This window comes from Spongiactinospora gelatinilytica, assembly GCF_003236385.1.
GTDB classification, from domain to species: Bacteria; Actinomycetota; Actinomycetes; order Streptosporangiales; family Streptosporangiaceae; genus Spongiactinospora; species Spongiactinospora gelatinilytica.
Genome location: NZ_POUA01000074.1, coordinates 1 through 23,714 on the forward strand (window position 1 = coordinate 1; position 23,714 = coordinate 23,714).

8 protein-coding genes and 1 pseudogene are annotated in these 23,714 nt (G+C 72.5%); 7 read left to right on the forward strand and 2 right to left on the reverse strand.

Translation table 11 applies throughout. The annotated features are described in order from the left end of the window. From C1I98_RS12315 to C1I98_RS12325, 3 genes are all read left to right on the forward strand, one after another. Positions 1 to 3,314, forward strand: a 3,314-nt coding sequence (locus C1I98_RS12315) for a type I polyketide synthase (RefSeq protein ID WP_146607391.1), incomplete at its 5' end; no start/stop codon positions are given. Beyond that, a complete protein-coding gene (locus C1I98_RS12320; RefSeq protein ID WP_111167304.1) occupies positions 3,295 to 13,683 on the forward strand; it encodes a type I polyketide synthase in 10,389 nt (3,462 codons plus the stop codon). The genes C1I98_RS12315 and C1I98_RS12320, both read left to right, overlap by 20 nt. A 91-nt stretch (positions 13,684 to 13,774) precedes the next feature. Continuing rightward, a complete protein-coding gene (locus C1I98_RS12325) occupies positions 13,775 to 15,373 on the forward strand; it encodes an FAD-dependent monooxygenase (RefSeq protein WP_199536891.1) in 1,599 nt (532 codons plus the stop codon). Here the strand turns inward: C1I98_RS12325 and C1I98_RS12330 are convergent. Together C1I98_RS12330 and C1I98_RS12335 are read right to left on the reverse strand one after the other, a co-directional pair. Continuing rightward, complete coding sequence (locus C1I98_RS12330) at positions 15,266 to 18,232, reverse strand: helix-turn-helix transcriptional regulator (RefSeq protein ID WP_306461858.1); 2,967 nt, start codon at positions 18,230 to 18,232, stop codon at positions 15,266 to 15,268. The genes C1I98_RS12325 and C1I98_RS12330 overlap by 108 nt on opposite strands. 286 nt (positions 18,233 to 18,518) lie before the next feature. After that, positions 18,519 to 18,791 (reverse strand): acyl carrier protein, encoded by a 273-nt coding sequence (locus tag C1I98_RS12335; RefSeq protein ID WP_111167310.1) that lies wholly within the window; start codon positions 18,789 to 18,791, stop codon positions 18,519 to 18,521. Between the two features lie 187 nt (positions 18,792 to 18,978). Between C1I98_RS12335 and C1I98_RS12340 the strand changes: the two genes are divergently transcribed. The 4 genes and pseudogenes from C1I98_RS12340 to C1I98_RS12350 form a co-directional block, all read left to right on the forward strand. Next, complete coding sequence (locus C1I98_RS12340; protein ID WP_111167307.1) at positions 18,979 to 20,484, forward strand: AMP-binding protein; 1,506 nt, start codon at positions 18,979 to 18,981, stop codon at positions 20,482 to 20,484. Continuing rightward, positions 20,481 to 21,713 (forward strand): type III PLP-dependent enzyme domain-containing protein, encoded by a 1,233-nt coding sequence (locus C1I98_RS12345; RefSeq protein ID WP_111167308.1) that lies wholly within the window; start codon positions 20,481 to 20,483, stop codon positions 21,711 to 21,713. Before C1I98_RS12340 ends, C1I98_RS12345 begins: the two co-directional genes overlap by 4 nt. Beyond that, a pseudogene (locus tag C1I98_RS43810) lies at positions 21,710 to 22,060 on the forward strand (cobalamin B12-binding domain-containing protein); the annotation flags it as partial. The gene C1I98_RS12345 and the pseudogene C1I98_RS43810, both read left to right, overlap by 4 nt. Positions 22,061 to 22,213: 153 nt before the next feature. Beyond that, positions 22,214 to 23,714: acyl-CoA carboxylase subunit beta (locus C1I98_RS12350; RefSeq protein ID WP_233507818.1), on the forward strand; the 1,501-nt coding region annotated here is incomplete at its 3' end.

Here is a 23,714-nt window from a genome sequence, read left to right on the forward strand (position 1 = left end):
CCTCGCTGGGCGAGGCGTGGGCGGGCGGGCTGCCCGTGGACTGGGCGGCGGCGAGCGGGCCGGGCCGCCGGGTGGAGCTGCCGACGTACGCGTTCCAGCGCGAACGGTACTGGCTGGAACCGGCCGCCGAGGCCGGCGACATGTCCGCGGCCGGGCTCACCGCGGCCGATCACCCGCTGCTCGGCGCGGTGATCGCGCTGCCCGGTTCCGTGGTGCTGACCGGCCGGCTGTCGGTCAGGACGCAGCCGTGGCTGGCCGACCACGCCCTGCTCGGCCAGGTGATCCTGCCGGGCACCGGGTTCGTGGAGCTGGCGATCCGCGCCGGCGACGAGGTGGGCTGCGGCGTCGTGGAGGAACTGGCGCTGCACGCGCCGCTGGTGATCCCGGAGGACGGCGGGGTCGCCGTCCAGGTGATCGTGGAGGCGGCCGACGAGGCCGGGCGGCGCTCGCTGAGCGTACGCGGCCCGGGTGACACCCTGCACGCCTCCGGCGTTCTCGCACCCGGCGGCGGTACCGGAGCCCGCTGGGCGGCCTGGCCGCCCCCGGACGCCGAACCGATCGACCTGACCGGGTTCTACGACGACCTGGCCGACCGCGGCTACGGCTACGGGCCGACCTTCCAGGGCGTACAGGCCGCGTGGCGCAACCCCGAGGGCGTGTTCGCGGAGGTCGCCCTCCCCGAGGACACGCCGGTGGCGGGCGGGCTGCACCCCGCGCTGCTCGACGCGGTACTCCACGGCGCCGCGCTGCTGGACGGCGGCGAGCGGCAGGAGGAAGGGCCGCTGATCCCGTTCGTGTGGAGCGGGGTGACGCTGCACGCGGCGGGGGCTTCCAGCGTCCGGGCCAGGATCGTGGCCGCGCCGGACGCGCCGGACGTGCTGTCCATCGACCTCGTGGACACGGCGGGGGAGCCGGTGGCCACGATCGACTCGCTGACCATGCGGGCGGTCTCCCCGCAGCAACTCGGCGCTGCCCAGACCGGCGGCGGGTCCTCGCTGTACCGGATCGACTGGGTCAAGGGCGGCGCGGGGACGGCTTTGGACGAACCGGAGGCGGTGGTGTTGCGGTGTCCGGCCGGTGATGGGCCGGAGGGGGTGCGGGCGGCGGTCCAGGAAGTGCTGACCGTCCTTCAGGAGTGGGTGAGCGAGGAGCGGTCCGCCGAGTCGCGGCTGGTGGTGGTGACCCAAGGCGCGGTGGCGGTTTCTGCCACCGAAGTCGTGACCGATTTGGCGGGTGCGGCGGTGTGGGGTCTGGTGCGGTCGGCGCAGGCGGAGTATCCGGGGCGGTTCGTGCTGGTGGACACCGACGGACCGGTACTGCTGGCGGGGGATGAGCCGCAGATCGCCGTCCGTGACGGGCAGGTGTTGATCCCGCGCCTGGCCCGAACCGAGAACATCGACACCGCTCCTGTGCTGGAGGGGCCGGTGTTGATCACCGGCGGTACGGGCGGGTTGGGTGCGCTGGTGGCCCGGCACCTGGTGACCACGCACAACGTGCGTGAGCTGGTGCTGGTCAGCCGCCGTGGCCTGGACGCCCCCGGCGCGGTGGAGTTGCGGGATGAGCTGGGCGCGGAGGTGGTGGCGTGTGATGTGACCGATCGGCAGGCGGTGGCCGACCTGCTGGCGGGCCGCACGGTTGGCGCGGTGGTACACGCGGCCGGGATCGGCTCGAACGCGGTGCTGGCCGAGTTGACCGCCGAGCAGGTGGAGGGGGTGTTGCGGCCCAAGGTGGACGCGGCCTGGCATCTGCACGACCTGCTGCCCAAGGAAACAGCCTTGGTGTTGTTCTCCTCGATCGCGTCTCTGGTGGACAACCCGGGTCAGGCGAACTATGCGGCGGGCAACGCGTTCTTGGACGGTCTGGCCCAGCAGGCGCGGACCCAAGGGCGCCCGGTGGTGTCCCTGGCCTGGGGCCTGTGGGGCGGTGAACATGGTCTGGGCGGCCAGCTCGGCGAATCAGAGGTCCAGCGGATCCGCCGGTGGGGGATGGTGCCCTTCGAGGTCGAAGAGGCCCTGACGCTGTTCGATCACGCACTGGCGGCCGATGCGCCCGCGTTGGTGCCGGTGCGGTACGACCTGACGGCGCTGCGCGCCCGGGGCGACACCCTGCCGCACCTGCTGCGCGGCCTGGTACCCGCAGCCCGCAGAAGCGCCGCGGGCGGGCAGCAGCTCTCCGCGGAGGCCCTGGCCCGCATCCCCGAAGCCGAGCGCGACGCCGCCGTGCTCGACCTCGTGCGCGCCCACGTCGCGACCGTGCTCGGACACCGCTCCGCCGACGTCATCGACGCGGACCGCAACTTCCTGGAGCTGGGCTTCGACTCTCTCGGCGCGGTGGAGTTGCGCAACCGGCTGGGCGCCGCCATCGGCATACGCCTGCCGACCATGCTCATCTTCGACCACCCCACAGCTCGCCAGGTCGCCGGTCAACTGCACGCCCGGCTGGCCGCGCAGGCCACCGACGCGCCCGCCGACAGCCCCGACACGGTCAGCGCCCTGTTCCGCGCCGCCGTACGCGCGGGCAAGGGCGCGGAGGGCCTGGCGTTCCTGCGGGCGGCGGGCGCGCTCCGGCCGACGTTCGACGCGACTGGGGATCTGCCGCCCGCCGTACGGCTGGCCGAAGGGCCCGCGCGGCCACGGCTGTTCTGCGTGGGCTCGCACATCGCCGCGGGCAGCAGCCACCAGTTCTCCCGGATGGCCGCCGGTCTGCGCGGCGCACGGGACGTGTACGCGCTGCCGATGCCCGGTTTCGCCACCGAGGAGAAGCTGCCCGCGACGACCGATGTCCTGCTGGAGAGCTACGCCGACGCGGTCGTGGAGTACTCCCAAGGCGAGCCCGCCGTCCTGGTCGGCTACTCCGCCGGCGGTGTCTTCGCCCACGCCACCGCCCGCCTGCTGGAGGAACGCGGCGTCGCCCCGGCCGGGCTCGTGCTGCTGGACACGTACTCGCCGGACAGTTCCGCCATGGGCGAGCTGTGGACGTCCCTGCTTGCGGGGCTGCTGGACCGGGAGGCGATGTTCGGCCCGTTCAACAGCGCCCGGCTGGCCGGCATGGGCTGGTACTCCGGGCTGCTGGAAACCTGCGAGGTGCGCGAGATCGGCGTGCCCACGCTGTTCGTACGGCCCGAAGCGTGGGTCGCCCCCGACGGTGCCGAGGACGACTCCTGGCGGGCGAACTGGGACGGCGCTCACACCACGGTCGAACTGCCCTGCGACCACTTCTCGATCATCGAAGACCAAGCCCACGAGACCGTCACGGTCATCGAAAACTGGCTCACGACGCTGTTGGGAGAGGCGAATGCCCGTCGAATCCGGTGACGCCGCGCTCAGGAGGCAGCTTGACACCCTGCCCGCGGCCGAGCGCCGCCGCTTCCTCCTCGACCTGATCATCGGGCATGCCGCCGCCGTGCTGCGCGACATCGCCCCGGACGCCCGGGTGGCGGCCGACCGGCCGTTCAAGGAGGTCGGCTTCGACTCCCTCGCGGCCGTCGATCTGCACGCCCGCCTGGTCGAGGCCACCGGGCTGGACCTGCCCGTCACCTTGGCCTACGACCACCCGACGCCCGCCGCCGCGGCGGCGTTCATCGAGAGCGAGGTGCTGGGCCTGGCCGCGCCCGCCGCCGTCCGGGTGAACGGCGCGGCCCACGACGGCGAGCCGATCGCGGTCGTCGGCATCGGCTGCCGGTTCCCCGGCGACATCGCCTCGGCCGACGACCTGTGGCGGCTCGTCGTCGAGGAGCGCGAGGTCCTGTCGGACTTCCCCGCCGACCGTGGCTGGAACCTGGACGACCTGTTCGACTCCGACCCGGACGCCACCGGCAAGAGCTACGTCCGCCAGGGCGGTTTCCTGAGGGGCGCGACCGAGTTCGACGCGGGGTTGTTCGGCATCAGCCCGCGCGAGGCCACGGCGATGGACCCGCAGCAGCGGCACGTCCTCGAAGTGGCCTGGGAGGCGCTGGAACGCGCGGGCATCGACCCGACCTCGCTGCGCGGCGAGCCCGCGGGCGTGTTCGTCGGGGCGGAGGTCCACGAGTACGGCGTCCGCGTCCATGACGCGCCGGACGGTCTCGACGGTTACCTGATGACCGGCAACGCCCCCAGTGTGATCTCCGGCCGGGTCGCGTACGTGCTCGGCCTCGAAGGCCCGGCCATCACGGTGGACACCGCCTGCTCGGGGGCCATCGTGTCGATGCACCTGGCCTGCCACTCGCTGCGCCGGAGCGAAAGCTCGCTGGCGCTGGTCGGCGGCGTGGCCATCATGGGCAGCCCCGGCATGTTCACCGCCTTCAGCAGGCAGCGCGGGCTGGCCCCCGACGGCCGCTGCAAGCCGTTCGCCGCCGCCGCCGACGGCACCGGCTTCGCCGAGGGCGTCGGCATCCTCGTACTCGAACGTCTCTCGGACGCCCGCCGCAACGGGCACCCGGTGCTCGCCGTCGTCCGTGGCACCTCGATCAACCAGGACGGCGCGTCCAACGGGCTGACCGCGCCGAACGGCCCTTCGCAGCAACGCCTGGTACGGCAGGCGCTGGCCGACGCGGGCTTCGCCCCGGCCGACGTGGACGTCGTGGAGGCGCACGGCACGGGAACCCGGCTCGGCGACCCCATCGAGGCCCAGGCCCTGATCGCCACCTACGGACAGGACCGGGACGAGCCGCTGCTGCTCGGCTCGATCAAGTCGAACCTGGGCCACACCCAGGCGGCGGGCGGTGTCGCCAGCGTCATCAAGATGGTGATGGCGATGCGGCACGGCACGCTGCCCGCCACCTTGCACGTGGACGAGCCGACGCCGCATGTGGATTGGTCCGCCGGGGCGGTGGAACTGCTCACCGAGGCCCGCGAATGGCCGCAGGTGGACCGGCCGCGCCGGGCCGGGGTGTCCTCGTTCGGGATCAGCGGCACCAACGCGCACGTCATCCTGGAACAGGCCCCGGAGGAGGAGCCCGCCGAGGTTCGGCCGTCCGGCGTGCTGCCGCTGATCGTTTCGGGGCGAACCGAAGCCGGGTTGCGCGAGCAGGCCGAGCGGCTTGCCGGGCACCTGCGCGAGCATCCGGAGCTGGAACTGTCCGATGTGGCGGTTTCGCTGACCGCGCGGGCCGCGCTGGAACGGCGTGCGGTGGCCGTGGCCGGGGATCGTGATGGGCTGCTGGACGGGCTGGACTTCGGCGCGGGGCCGGTGCCGGGGCGGACGGGTCTGTTGTTCTCGGGTCAAGGGTCGCAGCGGCTCGGCATGGGCCGGGAGCCTTATGAGGCTTTCCCGGTGTTCGCCGCCGTGGTGGACGAGGTGTGCGAGGTGGTCGATGGCTACCTTGAGCGTCCGCTTCGTGAGGTGATGTGGGGGTCCGATGCCGCCGCTCTGGAGCAGACGGCGTACGCCCAGTGCGGGTTGTTCGCTCTCCAGGTCGGGCTGTATCGGCTGGTCGAGTCGTGGGGCGTGCTGCCGGATGCGGTGATGGGCCACTCGATCGGCGAGCTGGCCGCCGCCCATGTGGCGGGCGTGTTCTCCCTGGAGGACGGGGCCGCGCTGGTGGCCGCCCGGGGCACGCTTATGCAGGCCCTGCCCGAAGGCGGCGCGATGCTGGCCGTCGCCGCCACCGAAGCCGACGTCACCGAGGCCATGGCAGGGCTCGATCTGTCGATCGCCGCCGTGAACGGGCCTTCGGCCGTGGTCCTGTCCGGGGCCCGGGAGGTGCTGGAGGAGTTCGCCGCCCGGGTGGAGTGGCGATCCCGTTGGCTGCGGGTCTCGCACGCGTTCCACTCGGGGCTGATGGACCCGATGCTGGAGCGGTTCGAGCTTGAGGCCCGCGCGGTCCGGTTCGAGCGTCCGCGTATTCCGCTGGTGTCGAACGTGTCCGGTACCTGGGCGGGGGAAGAGGTGTGCTCACCGGAGTACTGGGTCCGGCATGTGCGTCAGGCGGTTCGGTTCGGTGACGGCGTGGCCGCGCTGGCTCAGGACGGTGTGACCCGGTTCGTGGAGGTCGGCCCCGACGGCGTGCTCACCGGCCTGGCCGAGAACGCCCTGGACGGCGATGGGCGGGTGTTCGTCCCGCTGCTGCGCAAGGACCGCCCCCAGATCGAGGCGCTGTGGTCGGGCCTGGGCCGGGCCTGGGTGTCCGGCGTGGCGGTGGACTGGAAGACCGCACTCGCCGGCCGGGGCCGTCAGGTGGACCTGCCGACGTACGCGTTCCAGCGCGAACGGTACTGGCTGAACCCGACGACCGGAACCGGCGACCTGACCGTGCTCGGCGTGCAGCAGGCCGGGCACCCGCTGCTCGGCGCGCTGGTGGCGATGCCGGAGTCGGACGGCCTGGTGCTGACCGGCCGCCTGTCGGCCGGTGATCAGCCCTGGCTCGCCGACCACGCCGTGCTCGGCCAGATCATGCTCCCCGGCACCGCGTTCGTCGAACTCGCCCTGCACGCCGCCGACCAGGTCGGCTGCCAGGGCGTCGAGGAACTCACCCTGGAGAACCCCCTCGTGCTGCCCGCCCAGGGCGGCCGTACCGTACGGGTGGTCGTCGCGGCGGCGGAGGAGCCGGGACGGCACGAGATGGCCGTGTACTCCCGCGCGGCCGACGACGACCCGTGGACCCGCCACGCGTCCGGCCTGCTCGGCACGAACCCGGCCGCCGAGCCCGCCGACCTGACCGCGTGGCCGCCGCCCGCCGCCGGGCCGATCGACGTCTCCGGCCTGTACGAGGCGCTGAAGGCGCGCGGCTACGGGTACGGCCCGGCCTTCCGTGGCCTGCGCGCGGCCTGGCTGCGCCGCGGCGAACTCTTCGCCGAGGTGGCCCTGCCCGAAGGGACCGAGGTGGCCGGGTACGGCCTGCACCCGGCCCTGCTCGACGCCGCGCTGCACGCCACCGACCACCTCCAGCCAGGCGGCGAGGACACCGTGCTGCCCTTCGCCTGGACCGGGCTGACCCTGCACGCCACCGACGCCACCACCCTGCGGGTCCGGGTGACGGCCTCCCCGGAGGCCGCCGACGCGCTGACCCTGACCCTCGCCGACGCCACCGGCTCGCCCGTTGCCTCGGTGCGGTCCCTCACGATGCGCCCGGTGTCCGTTGATACCGGTACCGACGTCCGGCTCTACCGCCGGGGATGGGTCCCGGCCGCTCACGCCCCCCAGACGCCGGGGTCCGAGGTGACGGTGTTCGAGATACCTGTCACCGGTGACGTTCTGCCGGGCACGCATGGCGGGGTGGCGAGCACCCTGGACGTGCTGCGGGACTGGCTGGCCGCCGAGCGTCCGGCGGGCTCCCGCCTGGCGATCGTGACGCGGGGGGCCGCCGCCGTGCGGCCGGGCGATGACGTCCATGACCTGGCGGGCGCGGCGGTCCACGGGCTGGTCCGTGCGGCGCAGGACGAGCACCCGGGCCGGTTCGTGCTGGTGGACACCGACGGGTCCGTGCTGCTCGCGGGCGACGAGCCGGAGGTCGCGGTCCGGGGCGGCGAGGTGTTCGTACCCCGCCTGACCAGGGCGAACGCCGCCAGAACCCAGGCGGAACCGCCGGTCGGGACGGTACTGATCACCGGCGGCACCGGCGGCCTGGGCGCGCTGGTGGCCCGCCACCTGGTGACCGAGCGCGGCGTGCGCAGCCTGCTGCTGGTCAGCCGGCGCGGCGTGGTCGCGCCCGGCGCGGCCGAACTGCGCGATGACCTGGTGGCGCTGGGCGCGGACGTCGAGATCGCCGCCTGCGACATCGCCGACCGGGACGCGGTCGCCGAACTCCTGCGCGGTCGCGACGTGGGCGCGGTGGTCCACGCGGCCGGGGTCCTGGACGACGGTGTGATCGAGTCCATGACGCCCGCCAAGCTCGCCACGGTCCTGCGCCCCAAGGTGGACGGGGCCTGGCACCTGCACAACCTGCTGCCCGACGTGCCGGCGTTCGTGCTGTTCTCCTCCGTGGCGGGCATCATGGACGGCGCCGGCCAGGCCAACTACGCCGCCGCCAACGCCTTCCTGGACGCGCTCGCCCTGCATCGCCGGGCGAACGGGCAGGCCGGGCAGTCGCTCGCCTGGGGCCTGTGGGGCGAGGGCGTGGGCATGGGCGGCCTGCTCACCGAGGCCGACGTGGCGCGGATGCACCGATCCGGGGTGCTCGAACTGCCCGTTTCCGACGGGCTCGCCCTGTTCGACGCGGCGCTCGCCGCGCCGGAGGAGACCTCGCTGGTACCGGTCCGCCTCGACCTCGCCACGCTGCGCGGACGCGGCGGCGAGCCGCCCGCCGTACTGCGGAACCTGGTCCGGGCCCCGGCCCGCCGTACCGCTCGCGGCGCCGACCCGGCGGCCGGGCCGTCCGCCCTCGACCGGCTCGCCGCGCTCTCCGACGCCGAACTCGTGGACCTGGTACGCAGGCACGCCGCCACCGCCCTCGGCCACAGCGGCCCGGAACGGGTGGACCCCGAGCACGCCTTCAGCGAGATCGGGTTCGACTCGCTCACCGCCGTGGACTTCCGCAACAAGCTCAACGCCGCCACCGGCCTGCGGCTGCCCGCCACGCTGGTCTTCGACTACCCGACCCCGCGCGCCCTGGCCGCCCACATCAAGGCCAAGGCCGTGGGCGCCGCGCCCGCCGTCCCCGCCGCCGTCGCGGTGGCCACGGACGGCGACCCGATCGCGATCATCGCGATGAGCTGCCGGTACCCCGGCGGTGTGCGCACCCCCGAAGACCTCTGGCGACTGGTCGCAGGCCAGGTGGACGCGATCTCCGGCTTCCCCGCCGACCGTGGCTGGGACCTCGACGGCCAGGGCGGATTCCTGCACGACGCGGCCGACTTCGACGCCGGCCTGTTCGGCATGGGTCCCAGGGAGGCCCTGGGCACCGACCCGCAGCAACGGCTGCTGCTGGAGGCGACCTGGGAGGCGTTCGAGCGGGCCGGGATCGACCCGCACGGGCTGCGCGGCAGCCGGACCGGCGTGTTCGCCGGGGTGATGTACCACGACTGGGCCAGCAGGCTCCGCGAGGTGCCCGACGAACTCGCCAACTACCTCGGCAACGGCAGCCTGGCCAGCGTGGTGTCGGGCCGGGTGTCGTACACGTTCGGGCTGGAGGGTCCGGCGGTGTCGGTGGACACGGCGTGCTCGTCGTCGCTGGTCGCGCTGCATCTGGCGGCGCAGTCGCTGCGGCAGGGGGAGTGCTCGCTGGCGCTGGCCGGGGGGGTGACGGTGATGGCGACGCCGGATTCGTTCGTGGAGTTCTCCCGGCAGGGCGGGCTCGCCTCGGACGGGCGGTCGAAGTCCTTCGCGGGCGCGGCGGACGGGGTGAGCTGGTCGGAGGGCGTCGGCGTGCTCGTACTTGAGCGGCTTTCGGACGCCCGGCGGAACGGGCACGAGGTGCTGGCGGTTCTGCGTGGGTCGGCGGTGAACCAGGACGGGGCCTCGAACGGGCTGACCGCGCCGAACGGGCCTTCGCAGGAGCGGGTGATCCGGCAGGCGCTGGCCAACGCCCAACTATCGGCCGCCGACGTCGATGCGGTCGAGGCCCATGGCACCGGGACGACGCTGGGCGACCCGATCGAGGCTCAGGCGTTGCTGGCGACCTATGGCCGGGACCGGCAGGAGCCGCTTCACCTGGGGTCGATCAAGTCGAACATCGGTCATACGCAGGCGGCGGCGGGTGTGGCCGGTGTGATCAAGATGGTGATGGCGATGCGGAACGGCGTGCTTCCGGCCACGTTGCATGTGGATGAGCCGACGCCGCATGTGGACTGGTCGGCGGGGGCCGTTGCGCTGCTGGTCGAACCTCGCGAATGGCCGCGGGTGGAGCGGCCCCGGCGGGCGGCGGTGTCGTCGTTCGGGATCAGCGGCACCAACGCGCATGTGATCATCGAGCAGGCTCCGGAAGCGGAGGAGCCTGCCGTGCCCGAGCCGTTCGAGATCGTGCCGGTAGTGGTCTCGGCGCGGAGCGAGGCCGGGTTGCGGGAGCAGGCCGGGCGGTTGGCCGAGCATCTGCGTGCGCACCCTGAACTGGAGATCGCCGACGTGGCGGTTTCGCTGACCAACCGGGCCGCTCTCGAACGGCGTGCGGTGGTCGTGGCGGGTGACCGTCAGGCGTTGCTCGATGGCCTGGACGGGCTGGTCTCGGGGGCTGAGCCGGTGGGCGGCCGGACCGGGATGTTGTTCTCCGGGCAGGGCTCCCAGCGTCTTGGCATGGGCCGTGAGCTGTACGAGAGCTTCCCGGTGTTCGCCGGGGTGGTGGACGAGGTCTGCGCGGTGGCGGACCAGGTGTTGGACCGTCCGCTTCGCGAGGTGATGTGGGGCACCGACGCCGCTGAGCTGGAGCAGACCGCCTATGCGCAGTGCGGGCTGTTCGCCCTGCAGGTCGGGTTGTATCGGCTGGTCGAGTCCTGGGGTGTGGTGCCGGATGCGGTGATGGGCCACTCCATCGGTGAGCTGGCCGCCGCGCACATCGCGGGGGTGTTCTCGCTTCAGGATGCGGCGGCGCTGGTCGCGGCCCGGGGCAGGTTGATGCGGGCGCTGCCCGAGGGTGGGGCGATGCTCGCGGTCGCCGCCACGGAAACCGACGTCACCGAGGCCGTGGCAGGGCTTGATCTGTCGATCGCCGCCGTGAACGGGCCTTCTGCGGTGGTGGTCTCCGGGGCTCGGGAGGTTTTGGAGGAGTTCGCGGCCGGGGTGGAGTGGCGGTCCCGGTGGTTGCGGGTCTCACACGCGTTCCATTCCGGGCTGATGGACCCGATGCTTGCGGGCTTCGCCGAGGCGGCCGCGAAGGTGACGTATGCGAGCCCGCGTATCCCGCTGGTGTCGAACGTGTCGGGTACCTGGGCCGGGGCGGAGGTGTGCTCGCCGGAGTACTGGGTCCAGCACGTCCGCCGGACGGTCCGCTTCGAGGACGGCGTGGCGGCGATGGCCGCCGATGGCGTGACCCGGTTCGTGGAGATCGGCCCCGACGGTGTGCTGACCGCTCTGAACGAGGAGCGGCTGTTCGTGCCGCTGCTGCGCAAGGACCGCCCCGAGATCGAGGCCCTGTGGTCCGGCCTGGGCCGGGCCTGGGCTTCTGGGCTGGCCGTGGACTGGAAGACGATCCTCACGGGCCGGGGCCACCGGGTGGACCTGCCCACCTATGCCTTCCAGCACGAACGCTACTGGCTGAACACCGGCGGCGGCACCGGCGACCCCGCCTCCCTCGGACAGACGGCAGCGGACCACCCCCTGCTCGGCGCGGTGATCACACTGCCCGGCACCGGCGGCGTCGTCCTGACCGGCCGCCTGTCCGTCAGCGACCAGCCCTGGCTGGCCGACCACACCGTACTCGGCCAGGTCATCCTCCCCGGCACCGGTTTCGTCGAACTCGCCCTCCAAGCCGCCGCCCAGCTCGACTGCAGCACCATCGACGAGCTGACCCTGCAAGCCCCCCTGGTTCTCCCCGAAGCCCGCGCCCGCGTGATCCAGGTCGTGGTCGGCGCGGAGGGTGACGACGCCAGGCGCGGCGTCCAGGTGCATTCCCGCGCCGACGACGACACCACCTGGGTGCTGCACGCCTCCGGTACGCTGACCCGCTCCCCCCAGCCCTTCTCCGTGGACCTGACCACCTGGCCGCCGCCCGGCGCCGCCCCCATCCCGGTGGCCGACGCCTACGCCCGGATGGCCGAACGCGGCTACGCCTACGGCCCGGTGTTCCAGGGCCTGCGGGCCGCCTGGCGGCGTGGTGACGAGCTGTTCGCCGAGGTGGCGCTGCCGGACGACGCGAACGCCGATCGCTACGGCGTTCACCCGGCGCTGCTGGACGCCGCGATGCACGTCGATCTGCTGGAGGACGGCCCCACGCTGCTCCCGTTCGTCTGGAACGGCGTGACTCTGCACGCCCCCGGCGCGCCCGCGCTGCGCGTGCGGCTGGGCCGGCTGGACGGCGACGAGCTGACGTCCATCCATGTGGCCGACTCCTCCGGCGCGCCGGTGGCGTCGGTGACCTCGCTGGTGTCGCGGGCCGTGTCCGCCGACCAGCTCGGCCCGGCGCACGGCGGCTCGCTGTACGGCATCGAGTGGCGTACCGTCCCGCTCCCGGCCCGCCACGCCCATGACGTCGTCATCGCCAGGGCCCCCGAACACCCCGGCGACCTGCTGGACCGCATCCACGCGCAGGCCCGCGAAACGCTCGCGATGCTCCAGAACCGCCCGGCCGGTGAGCGCTGCCTGGCGGTGGTGACCCGCCACGCGGTGGCCGTCCGCCCGGACGAGACCGTGGACGGCCTGGACCAGTCGCCGATCTGGGGGCTGGTGCGGGCGGCGCAGGCGGAGACGCCGGGGCGGTTCGTCCTGGTGGACACCGACGGCAGCCCGGCGTCGGAGCAGGCGCTCGCGGCGGCGGTCGCGGCGGGCGAACCGGAACTGGCGCTGCGCGAGGGCCAGGCGTACGTACCCCGCCTGACCCGCATGCCGGACCCGGCCGCCGCACCACGGGGCGACCTGGGGTGGCCGGGCACGGTGCTGGTCACCGGGGGCACCGGTGGCCTGGGCGCGCTGGTGGCCCGGCATCTGGTGAGCGAGCGCGGAGTACGGGATCTGCTGCTGGTCAGCCGCCGGGGCCTGGACGCTCCCGGCGCGGCCGAGCTGCGCGACGACCTCACCGCGCTCGGCGCGGAGGTCGAGATCGCGGCCTGCGACGCGGCCGACCGTGAGGCGCTGGCCGCCCTGCTGAAGGGCCGTGACCTGAGCGCGGTCGTGCACGCGGCGGGGGTCGCGGACAGCGGCGTGCTCGGCGGCCTCGACGCGGCGGGCCTGGCGTCGGCGCTGCGGCCCAAGGCCGACGCCGCCTGGCACCTGCACGAGCTGACCCGCCACCTGGACCTGCGGGCCTTCGTGCTGTTCTCCTCGGCCGGGGGCCTGGTACTGGCCGCGGGCCAGGCCACGTACGCCGCCGCCAATGTCTTCCTGGACGCCCTGGCCGGACACCGCCGCGCGGCGGGCCTGCCCGCGCAGTCGCTGGCCTGGGGCATGTGGGAGGTGAACACCGGCCTCGGCGGCGAGCTGACCGACGCCGACCTGCGCCGGATGCGGCGGCTCGGCCTGCCCGCGCTCCCGGCGCGCGACAGCCTGCGCCTCCTGGACGAGGCGCTGGACGCGGGCGCGGAGGTGGTCGTGCCGGTCAAGCTGGACCAGGCGGCGCTGCGCGCCCGGACCGACGAGCTACCGGCGCTCCTGCACGGGTTCGCCCGGGTCGCGCCGCGCCGGGCCGCCGAACCCGAATCCGGCCCTGACCTGTGCGACCGGCTCGCCGGTCTGACCGGCCCCGAGCGCGATCGGCTGCTGCTGGACCTGGTCCGCGGCCAGGCCGCCGCCGTACTCGGGCACGGCGGCCCCCAGGACATCGACCCGTTGCGCGGCTTCCTGGAGATGGGGTTCAACTCGCTGACCGCGGTCGAGCTGCGCAACCAGCTCGCCGGCGCGACCGGGCTGAGCCTGCCCGCCACGCTCGTCTTCGACCGGCCCACCCCGTCCGCGATCGCCGCCTACCTCGGTGGCCGGTTCACCACCAGCGTGCCCGCCACGCTCGATGAGGAGATCGACAAGCTGGAGTCCGCGCTGTCCGCGGCAGCCGGGGACGAACGCGCCAGAGCCGCCGCGCGGCTGCGCGCGCTGGTGTCCCAGTGGGGCGGCGACGACCTCGCGGACGCGACGGCCGAGGACCTGTTCGACATTCTCGACGAAGAACTCGGGACCCCGAATTAGGGGGCCTTTCAGGGGCGTTTTAGGGGGCTTCGCCGCGCGAAGCCCGTGCAAAGGTAAGCCAGGCGCATGAAATGTTGTAGGGAGACCGTTTATGTCAGATCAACGCGTTCCCGTGCTCATCGTCGGAGCCGGTCTGTCCGGCCTGTCGACGGCGACGTTCCTGGGGCTGCACGGCGTGCCGGCTTTGGTCGTGGAACGCCACCCGACCACTTCCCAGCATCCCAAGGCGTACGGCCAGTACCCGCACGTCATGGAGGCGCTCCGGCTCGCCGGGCTGGAACAGCGCTACCTGGAGGCCTCGGTGCTCCAGAACGTCCGCATCATGATCGGCGTGTCGATGGCGGGCCCGATCTTCCACACGATCGACGAGGCCCTGTGGCCGGACCTGAGCGCGCTCACCACCGCGGCGTGGGGCGGCGCCGGCCAGGACCGTTCCGAGCCGATCCTCGCCGACCGGGCCCGTGAGCTGGGCGCGACGATCCGGTTCAGCACCGAGGTGGTCTCCTTCGAGCAGGACGACGAAGGCGTCACCGTGGTGCTCCGCGACATCCCCAGCGGGGAGCGGAGCACGGTCCGCGCCGACTACCTGGTCGCGGCGGACGGTCACCGCGGCGGCATCCGCGGGAAGCTCGGCATCGGCGGCCACGGCCGTGGCCTGCTGCACCGGCTGATGGACGTTCACTTCGAGGCCGACGTACCGGCCGAGCTGCCGGCCTCCGGGCACGTGCTGATGCACCTGCAGAACCCGGAGCTGCCCGGCGGGTACGGCGACCTGGGCAACCCGGAGCAGCTCAACAGGTACCTGTTCGGCGTGCGGCTGGACGACCAGACCCAGCCCGAAGACCTCACCGAGGAGCGCTGGCTGGAGCTGATCAGGACCGCCGTCGGCGTGCCCGACCTGCCGGTGAAGCTGACCCGCAGGGGGGAGGAGCCGGTCGAGATCAGGCACTGGATCGCCGACCGGATCAGGGACGGCCGGGTGTTCCTGGTCGGTGACGCCGTCCGCATCGTGCCCCCGAACGGCGGCTTCGGCGGCAACACCGCCGTCATGGACGGCTTCTACCTGGGGTGGAAGCTCGCCATGGTGGTCAAGGGCCAGGCCGGGCCCAAGCTGCTGGACAGCTACGAGCCCGAGCGCTACCCCTACGCCGAGACCATCGCGGCGCACGGCCTGGCCGCGTTCCTCCGCGCCGAGGGTCAGGAGCTGGGCGAGGACGCCATGCAGACCGACCCCGACCCGGTCTCCCGGCTCTACTTCGGCTATCGCCACGTCAGCGACGCCATCGTCCGCGAGCCCGATGACGACGGCGCGCCCATGGAGAACCCGGAGCAGCCCACCGGCCGCCCCGGTTCGCGCGCCCCGCATGTGCCGCTCGTCAAGGACGGCGCCGACATCTCCTCCATCGAACTGCTGGGCAAGTCGTTCGTGCTGCTCACCGGCGCGGAGGGGGAGCCGTGGGCCACCGCCGCCGCCCAGGCCGCGGCCGAGCTGGGCATCGAGCTGCCCGTGCACCGGATCGGCGGCGAAGGTGGCCTGACCGATCCGGCGAACACGTGGGCGAAGACCTACGGCGTCACCGAGTCAGGCGCGACGCTGGTCCGGCCGGACTTCTACGTTGCCTGGCGCTCGCGCGACGCGAGCGGGAGCGGCGAACTGACCGGCGCCCTGCGCGCCGTTCTCGACCGCTGACCCCCGCGCCGGGAGCGGCCGCGTCTGGATGCCCACCGGAGGCGGCCCTCCCGGCTGGAACAGCATGGGAAGGTCACTCCGCCCGTTGACACCGAGCTTGCGATAGATCCGGGTCAGGTGCTGCTCGACCGTGCTGACCGTGATGAACAGCTTTCCGGCGATCTCCCGGTTGGTGTGGCCGGCCGCCGCCAGGGAGGCGACCCGCTGTTCGGCGTCGCTGAGCGCGCGGGCGCTCCTGCCGATCTCGTCCGCGACCAGGGTGCCCGGGTCCGGGCCGAACGGGATCGACCGGCGCAGCCGTACGGCGTGGCATCCGCTGGCGACGCTGTCGGCCATGTTCCCGGTGAGCCGGGCCCTGGCCGAGTCGCCGAGCCGGTCGAAGGCGTGCGTAAGGTCGGTCAGGGCGTAGGCGAGTTCCAGCCGGTCGCCGGACTCCTGGAGCAGCTTGACGGCCTCCGACAGCAGTTCGGGCCGATCGGCCGGCTCGCTGGTCGCCGCCATCACGCGCAGCGTGTTGCCGCGCACCCGCGGCGACTCCCCGCCGGGCAGCCCGACCTGCTCCTGGATCAGCTTGCGCGCCCGTTCCGGCTCGCCGAGCTTGAGGTACGCCTCCGCCGCGCCCGACCGCCACGGCACCAGCGCCGGGGTGTCCAGCCCCCATTCCCGCATCAGCCGCCCGCACAGCAGGAAGTCCCGCAGGGCGACGTGGACGTGGTTGGTGGCCAGGTAGTAGCGGGCGCGGGCGTTCAGGTAGTGCAGGCCGTACCGGGTCTGGAAGATGGCGTCGGGCACCCGCTGGCGCAGGTGCCGCATGGTCACCTCGTGCTTGTCCATCTCGGTCGTGGCGTGCAGGAGCGGGGTGACCAGGATGCCGATCCACACCCCCCAGGCGCGCGGCGGCAGGATGCGCAGCGCCTTGTCGGCGTACTCCTCCGCCTTGAGCAGGTCGCCCTGGCGCAGCGCGATCTCGGCCTGGAAGGCGGTGATCAGCGCCCGCCAGGTGGGGGAGCGGCGCCGGGTGGCCATCTCGTACAGGTGGTCGGCCCATGGCGTGGCCAGGTCGGTGCGCTCGGCGTAGATGAGCGTGAACAGGGCGGACTCCACCGCGTCCACTTCGGTGCTGTCCAGGTGCGAGGAGCGCAGGACCTCCTCGGCGCGGCGCAGGACCTCCTCCTTCGGGCCCTCCTTGAGCACCGTGATAAGGGCGGTGGCCGCCTGCATGTGCAGGCTGGCCGCGGCCGGTGTGGTGCCGGCCACCGGTACGGAGGCCAGCCGTACGTGCGTGAGCATCGCCGGGTACGACGACCGCAGCCACTGCTGGGTGATCTCCAGCTCGGCGGCGTCCTCCTCGTCGAGTTCTTCGGCGGAGGCGGTCAGCCGCTTGAGGGCGTCCACGGCCTCGTCCATGTTGCCGTGCCACAGCAGGTACCTGACCAGCTTGTGCATGTTGCGCGGTTCCAGGTTGTCCTCCTGCGCCGCGGTGGCGAGCGAGCTGACCAGCCGGGCGGCGGTGGAGGGGTTGAGCAGCCACTCGGCCCTGGCGAGCTGCTCGGTGACGAGCGTGTCGTCGGAGGTTTGCGCGGCCAGCCGCAGGCACTGCACGGACAGTTCGAGCTGGTCGCTCAGCATGGCCTGCTCGCCCGCCTCGCGTAGCGTGTCCGCCGCCCACCCCGGCTTGGCGTAGGCCGCCTCAATGAGGTGCGCGGCGATGGCCGTGGCGGCCATGCCCTCCCCGTAGAGCAGGTGTGCGGCGCGGACGTGCAGGTCGTTGCGCTCCTGCGAGTACAGTTCCTGGAACACGGCGGTCCTTGCCGCGGCGTGCCGGAAGCGCGTGGCGCCCGGCGCGGTGTCGTCCAGCAGGCCGGTCGCCACCAGGGTGTCCATGGCGCGCTCGACCAGGTTGGCGTCCATGTCGAGCAGCGTGGCGACCCGCTCGGTACACGCGTTGTCGGCCAGGATCGCGATGGCCCGCGCGACCTGGCGTACGGCCGGGCCGTTGCGGTGCAGCAGAGCCACCACGGCGCGGGAGAAGTGGTCGCCGACCACCGGCTCGGCCGGCTCCATGCCGGTCGCGAGTGCCGCCCTGGAGTCCGCGATCAGGGCGTTGACCAGGATGAAGCTGCCCCCGCTCAGTTCGTGGCAGCGTGCGCCCAGGCGTTGGCCGACCCGTTCCCCAAGGGCCTGCCCCACCATGTCGGCGACCGTCTCCCGGGAGAGCGGGCCCAGTGTGAACCGCCGTGCGTAGGAGTGCCACGGCAGGTCGATGTCGAGCAGCGAGTTGACCCCCGGCTGCTCGGTCGCGGTGAAGACCACCATGATCCCGGCCGTCCGCAGCCGTCGTACCAGGTAGAACAGGAGCTGGATGGACGGCGGGTCGGCGTGGTCGAGGTTGTCGACGATGATCAGCAGCGGTCGCCGCTGGGCGACGCGCAGCAGCGGCAGCCAGAAGCCGTGCGCGATGCGCAGCCACCCGTTGGCCGACGGCGGCTGGTCCAGCATCTGGGCGGCGGCGGCCATCCGGGTCGCCGCCGCCATCTCATCCTGAATCCGGGCCGACTCGGCCGAATCGGTGTTGACCAGAGTCAGGTTGTGGTAAATCTGTCCTGCCACGCTGAGCGGCAAGGACTTCTCTGACAATGAGCAGACCGCGCTCAGGCAAGTGACATCGAGCGCCGCGGCGTGCTCCATCAGAGCGTCCGTCAGCGCCGTCTTTCCACAGGCCGCCGGTCCCGTGATCACGGCGATGCGGCCCTGTCCCCCATTGATGCACTCCCCGAGTAGCTCTGCTAGTGCGGTTAAGACGTGTTGCCGGTCCCTGGGCAGCACTGATACCCCTAGTTGTCTGCTACAGCACAACACTTGGCCAAGGTCGATGTTTCCCCGTTTGACAGATTGGTGAAATGTTAAGGTCGCGAAGCATTGGGCTGCGCGTCTGTTATGGCCCCGTTCGGAGAAACCCCCCTTCTGGTGCAGGCTATTTGACGGCAGAAAAGGCCGCAAGGGCCTCTGCGTGGGTCCCCTCGATCAGGGGTCCCCTATCGCCGGCTGTCAATGCACCGTCACGCGCTGTTGTCGATCGGCCTGTGCCGGCACGCCGAAGGCCCGTCCCCGGCGGGTGCCGGCGGACGGGCCTTCGCGGTAGGGGTCACTCCGTGGCGTGATCAAACTTTTGGCCGCGCGCGGCCGACAGCGCCTGCCAAAGGCGAGCCGGAGTCGCAAACGTGTGCACGGTGAGCAGCTCGTCGCGGAACCGCGCTTCGTACACCTGTTCAAGCGATGTCAGCAGTTCGACGATGCCGAGCGAGTCAAGACCGAGGTCGCGAAGCTCGGCGTCGGCCGAAAGCGCCTCGTCGGGCGCGAGAAAGGGCAGGTAAGGGCGCAGGATTCCTTCAAACCGCGCATCCCATGCAGACAGCATGCTCGTGATCCTCAGGTCGGCCGGTATTCCCCCCAAAATAATCTCGCAGCGCCCCGGAAATAACCCCAGACCGCACCCCAGAAAAACCGGGGCCCGGGGTATGGGGTCACTAGGGGCTTCATCGCGGAAGAGATGCGCCTAGCCTTTTCGTGAGGGATTCTCTATTTGCAGAATGCGAGTAAACCCGATGACCGAGGCACGCTTCATCCACTCGCTGCTCGACGAGGCCGCGGCGGCCGCGCCGGCGAGCACCGCCGTCCGCGACGCGTCCGGGGCGTGGAGCTACGCGCGGTTGCGAGAGCTGAGCCACGCCGCGGCCGCCTGGCTCCAGGCCCACGGCGTACGGCCGGGCGACCGCGTTCTCGTCCAGTTGCCGAGCGAGCGCGAGGCCGTCGCCCTGTTGTACGGGACCTCCCGCGCGGGAGCGGTCCACGTGCCGATCAACCCGGCGATGAAGGCGTTCCACCTCGGCCCGGTCATCGAGAACGCCGAACCCCGGCTGATCATCGCCGCCGACACCAGGACCGAGGAGCTGTCCCGGCTCGGTGACGTGCCCGTCCATCCGATCGGGCAGGTCTGGGCCGAGGTGGAGGCGCTGGCCGGGCAGGCCGCCCGGGCCGGGTCGCCGCCGGACCTGGACCCCGGCGCCATCGCCGTCCTCATCTACACCTCGGGCAGCACGGCCGCGCCGAAGGCGGTGGTGTGCCCGCACGCGCAGGTGCTGTTCGCCACCGAGGCGATCACGAGCGAGCTGGGCTACCGCGCCGACGACGTGGTGTTCTGCCGGTTCCCGCTGTCGTGGGACTACGGCCTTTACAAGGTGCTGATGACCTGCGCGTCCCGCTCGCAGATCGTACTGGCCGACGGCGAGTCGGACCTGCTGCTGCTCAAGCTGATGCGCGAGTGCGGGGCGACCGTCGTACCGATCGTGCCGTCGCTGGCCGCCATGATCATCACGCTGCTGGGGCGGGAGGAGGAACCGCCGCCGCCGGTCCGGTTGTTCACCAACACCGGGGCCGCGCTGCCGCCGTCCACGATCGACGCGCTGCGCGCCGCCTTCCCCGGCGTGCGGGTGGTCCGGCAGTTCGGGCAGACCGAGTGCAAACGCATCTCCATCATGCCTCCCGAGGAGGACCGGGAACGCCCCCGCGCGGTCGGCCGCCCGCTGCCCGGCACCCGGGTGCTCATCCTCGACGACGCGGGCGCGCCGGTGCCCACCGGCGAGGTCGGCGAGATCGTCGCCACCGGCCCGCACGTGATGCCCGGCTACTGGCGCAACCCGGAGATGACCGCGCGGTCCTTCCGCGCCGACCCGGTCACCGGCGAACCCCGCCTGCACACCGGCGACTACGGCTGGCTGGACGACGACGGATACCTCTACTTCGAGGGCCGCCGCGACGACATGTTCAAACGCAAGGGGATCAGGATGAGCACGGTGGAGATCGAGGCCGCCGCCATGGACCTGCCCGGCGTGCGCGCCGCCGCCGCGCTGCCGCCGGCCGGCGATCACGACCTCGCGCTGTGCGTGGAGACCGACCTCGCCCCGCACGCCGTACTGCGCGAGCTGGCCCGCCGGCTGGAGCCGGCCAAGGTGCCCGCCACCTGCCACACCTTCGACCAACTGCCGCTGTCGCTGCACGGCAAGAACGCCAGGACCGAGCTGGCCGCGCTGATCCACGGCGGTGCCCGATGATCGAGCGCGCCGAGCTGGCCGAACGCTACGGCACCCCGCTGTACGTCTACGACCTCGACCGGATCGCCGCGGCCCGGCGCGACCTGCGCGCCGCCCTGCCCGGCCAGGTCACGATCTACTACGCCGTCAAGGCCAACCCGCATCCCGACGTGCTGCGCGCCATGCGCGAGGGCGACGGCCCGCCGTGCCGTACCGAGATCAGCTCCACCGGCGAGCTGGCCGCGGTGCTCGACGCCGGGTTCTCCGGCGCCGACTGCCTCTACACCGGCCCCGGGAAGACCACGGCCGAACTGCACGAGACCATCGGCCTGGGCGTGCGCACGTTCTCCGTGGAGTCCGTCACCGACCTGCGGCGGATCGGCGCGGTGGCGAAGGAGTACGGCGTCACGGGGAACTGCCTGCTGCGCGTCAACAGCGCCTCCGCCGCGGCCACCACCAGCATCCGGATGACCGGCACCCCGTCGCAGTTCGGCTTCGACGCCGAGAGCCTGGCCGCGACGATGCCCGAACTGCGCGACGTCCCCGGCGTCCGCCTCACGGGGGCCCACTTCTTCCCGCTGAGCAACGCCCGCGACGAGGAGAGCCTGATCGCCGAGTTCCGGCACACCATCGCGGGCGCGGCGCGGCTGCGCGAGGAGACCGGCCTGCCGATCGACCTGCTGGACATCGGGGGCGGGTTCGGCGCGCCGTACGCGCACCCGGGGGAGCGGCCCGCCTACCCGAAGCTGCGCGACGAGCTGGAGCGCGCGCTGGACGTCCACATGCCGCGCTGGCGGGACGGCTCGCCGGAGATCGCCGTGGAGTCGGGCCGGCACCTGGTGGCCGACTGCGGCGAGCTGGTCTGCCAGGTCGTCAACGTCAAGCGGAGCAGGGGCAGGACGTTCGTCATCGTGGACGCGGGCATCAACGCCTTCGGCGGCATGTCCGGGCTGGGCCGCCTGCTGCCGCCGTCGGTGGGGCTGTCCCACCCGGCCGGGCCCGCTTCCGGGACCGCCACGATCGTCGGGCCGCTGTGCACGCCCGGCGACGTGATCGGCCGGGAGGTCGAGATGCCGCCGGTCGAGCCCGGGGACCTGATCGCCGTTCCCAACACCGGCGCGTACGGCGTCACCTCCAGCCTGCTCATGTTCCTGGGGCGGCCCGCGCCCATGGAGGTGGCGGTACGCGGCGGTGCGGTGGTGTCGGCGTCCAGGCTCGGCCACCATCGCGCTCATCAGGGGGGCGGGTGAGCATCGAGCCGGCGGGCGTCCGCCCGCCGCTCCGGACCGGGCGCACGGCGATCGTCACCACCTTCGCCTCCGACGCGCACACCTGGAACCTGGTCTTCCTCCAGTTGCTGCTGGAGGAGGCCGGTTTCGAGGTCACCAACCTGGGGCCGGCCGTACCGGACGAGGAACTGATCGAGCAGTGCCTGCGCCACCGCCCCGACCTGCTGGTCACCAGCAGCGTCAACGGACACGGCTACCAGGACGGGATTCGCCTCATCAAGAAGCTCCGGACCGTCGCCGAGCTGGAGGAGCTGCCCGTGGTGATCGGCGGCAAGCTCGGCATCAACGGCGCGAGCTACGTGGAAGAACTCGTGGCCGCCGGATTCGACATGGTCTTCGAGGACGGGACCGCGGCCTTCCACAAGCTGTTGAAGACAGGAGATGGGATGAAGAGAGTCGCGCCCGGCGAACGCGTCCGGCCCGCCGTGCCCACCACGGTGGACGAACTGCCGCCCGAGGGCATGCGCGAGCGGGTCATCGAGCTGGAGCTGGTACGCGAGAGCGTCCTCCGCGGCCCCGACCCCGCCGCCACCGAGCGGCAGCACGCCAAGGGCAAGCTGACCGTCAGGGAACGCCTGGAAATCCTGCTCGACCCCGGCACGTTCATGGAGGTCGAGGCGCTGCGCAAGCACCAGGCCACCGGCTTCGGCATGGAACGCCGCCGCCCGCACACCGACGGAGTCGTCGCCGGATGGGGGCGCGTCCACGGGCGCGAGGTGCTGGTGTACGCCCACGACTTCCGCATCTTCGGCGGCGCGCTCGGCGCGGCCCACGCCGAGAAGATCCACAAGGTGATGGACCTCGCCGCCACCGCCAAGGTGCCGCTGATCAGCCTCAACGACGGCGCTGGGGCGCGCATCCAGGAGGGCGTCACCGCGCTGGCCGGGTACGGCGGGATCTTCCAGCGCAACGTACGCATGTCGGGCGTCGTCCCGCAGATCAGCGTCATGCTCGGCCCGTGCGCGGGCGGCGCGGCCTACTCGCCCGCGCTCACCGACTTCGTCTTCATGGTGAACGGCACCTCCCAGATGTTCGTCACCGGCCCGGACGTCGTACGCGCCGTCACCGGCGAGGACATCACCCACGAGGCCTTGGGCGGCGCGGAGGTGCACGGCACCCGCACCGGGGTCGCCGGGTTCGTCTACGAAGACGAGCGGGCCTGCCTGAACGACGTCCGCTACCTGCTGTCCCTGCTGCCGGTCAGCAACCAGGAACTACCGCCGTCCGTACCGGCCGCCGATCCGCCGGACCGGCGCAACGACGTACTGCTCGACCTGGTGCCCACCGACCCGGCGCGGAGTTACGACATGGCCGAGGTCATCGCCGAGATCGTCGATGACGGGGAGTTCTTCGAGTTCCATGAGGGCTGGGCGCCCAACCTGATCTGCGGTCTGGCCCGGTTCGACGGCCACGTGACCGGCATCGTGGCCAACCAGCCCCGGCAGCTGGCGGGCGTGCTCGACATCAGGGCGTCGGAGAAGGGCGCCCGTTTCATCCAGATGTGCGATGCGTTCAACATTCCGCTCGTCAGCCTGGTAGACGTCCCCGGCTTCCTGCCCGGCACCGACCAGGAACACGGCGGCATCATCCGGCACGGGGCCAAGCTGCTGTACGCGTACTGCGCCGCCAGCGTCCCGCGCATCCAGGTGATCGTCCGCAAGGCGTACGGCGGGGCGTACATCGTGATGGACTCGCGCTCGATCGGGGCGGACCTGTCGTACGCCTGGCCGACCAACGAGATCGCGGTGATGGGCGCGGAGGGCGCGGCCAACGTCATCTTCCGCAAGGACATCGCCGCCGCCCCCGACCCGGACCGGCAGCGGGCCGTCCGCGTGGAGGAGTACCAGCGCACCTTCATGCACCCGTACTACGCGGCCGAACGCGGCCTGGTGGACGACGTCATCGACCCCGCCACCACCCGCGCCACCCTCACCCGCGCCCTGTCCCTCCTCCGTGCCAAAC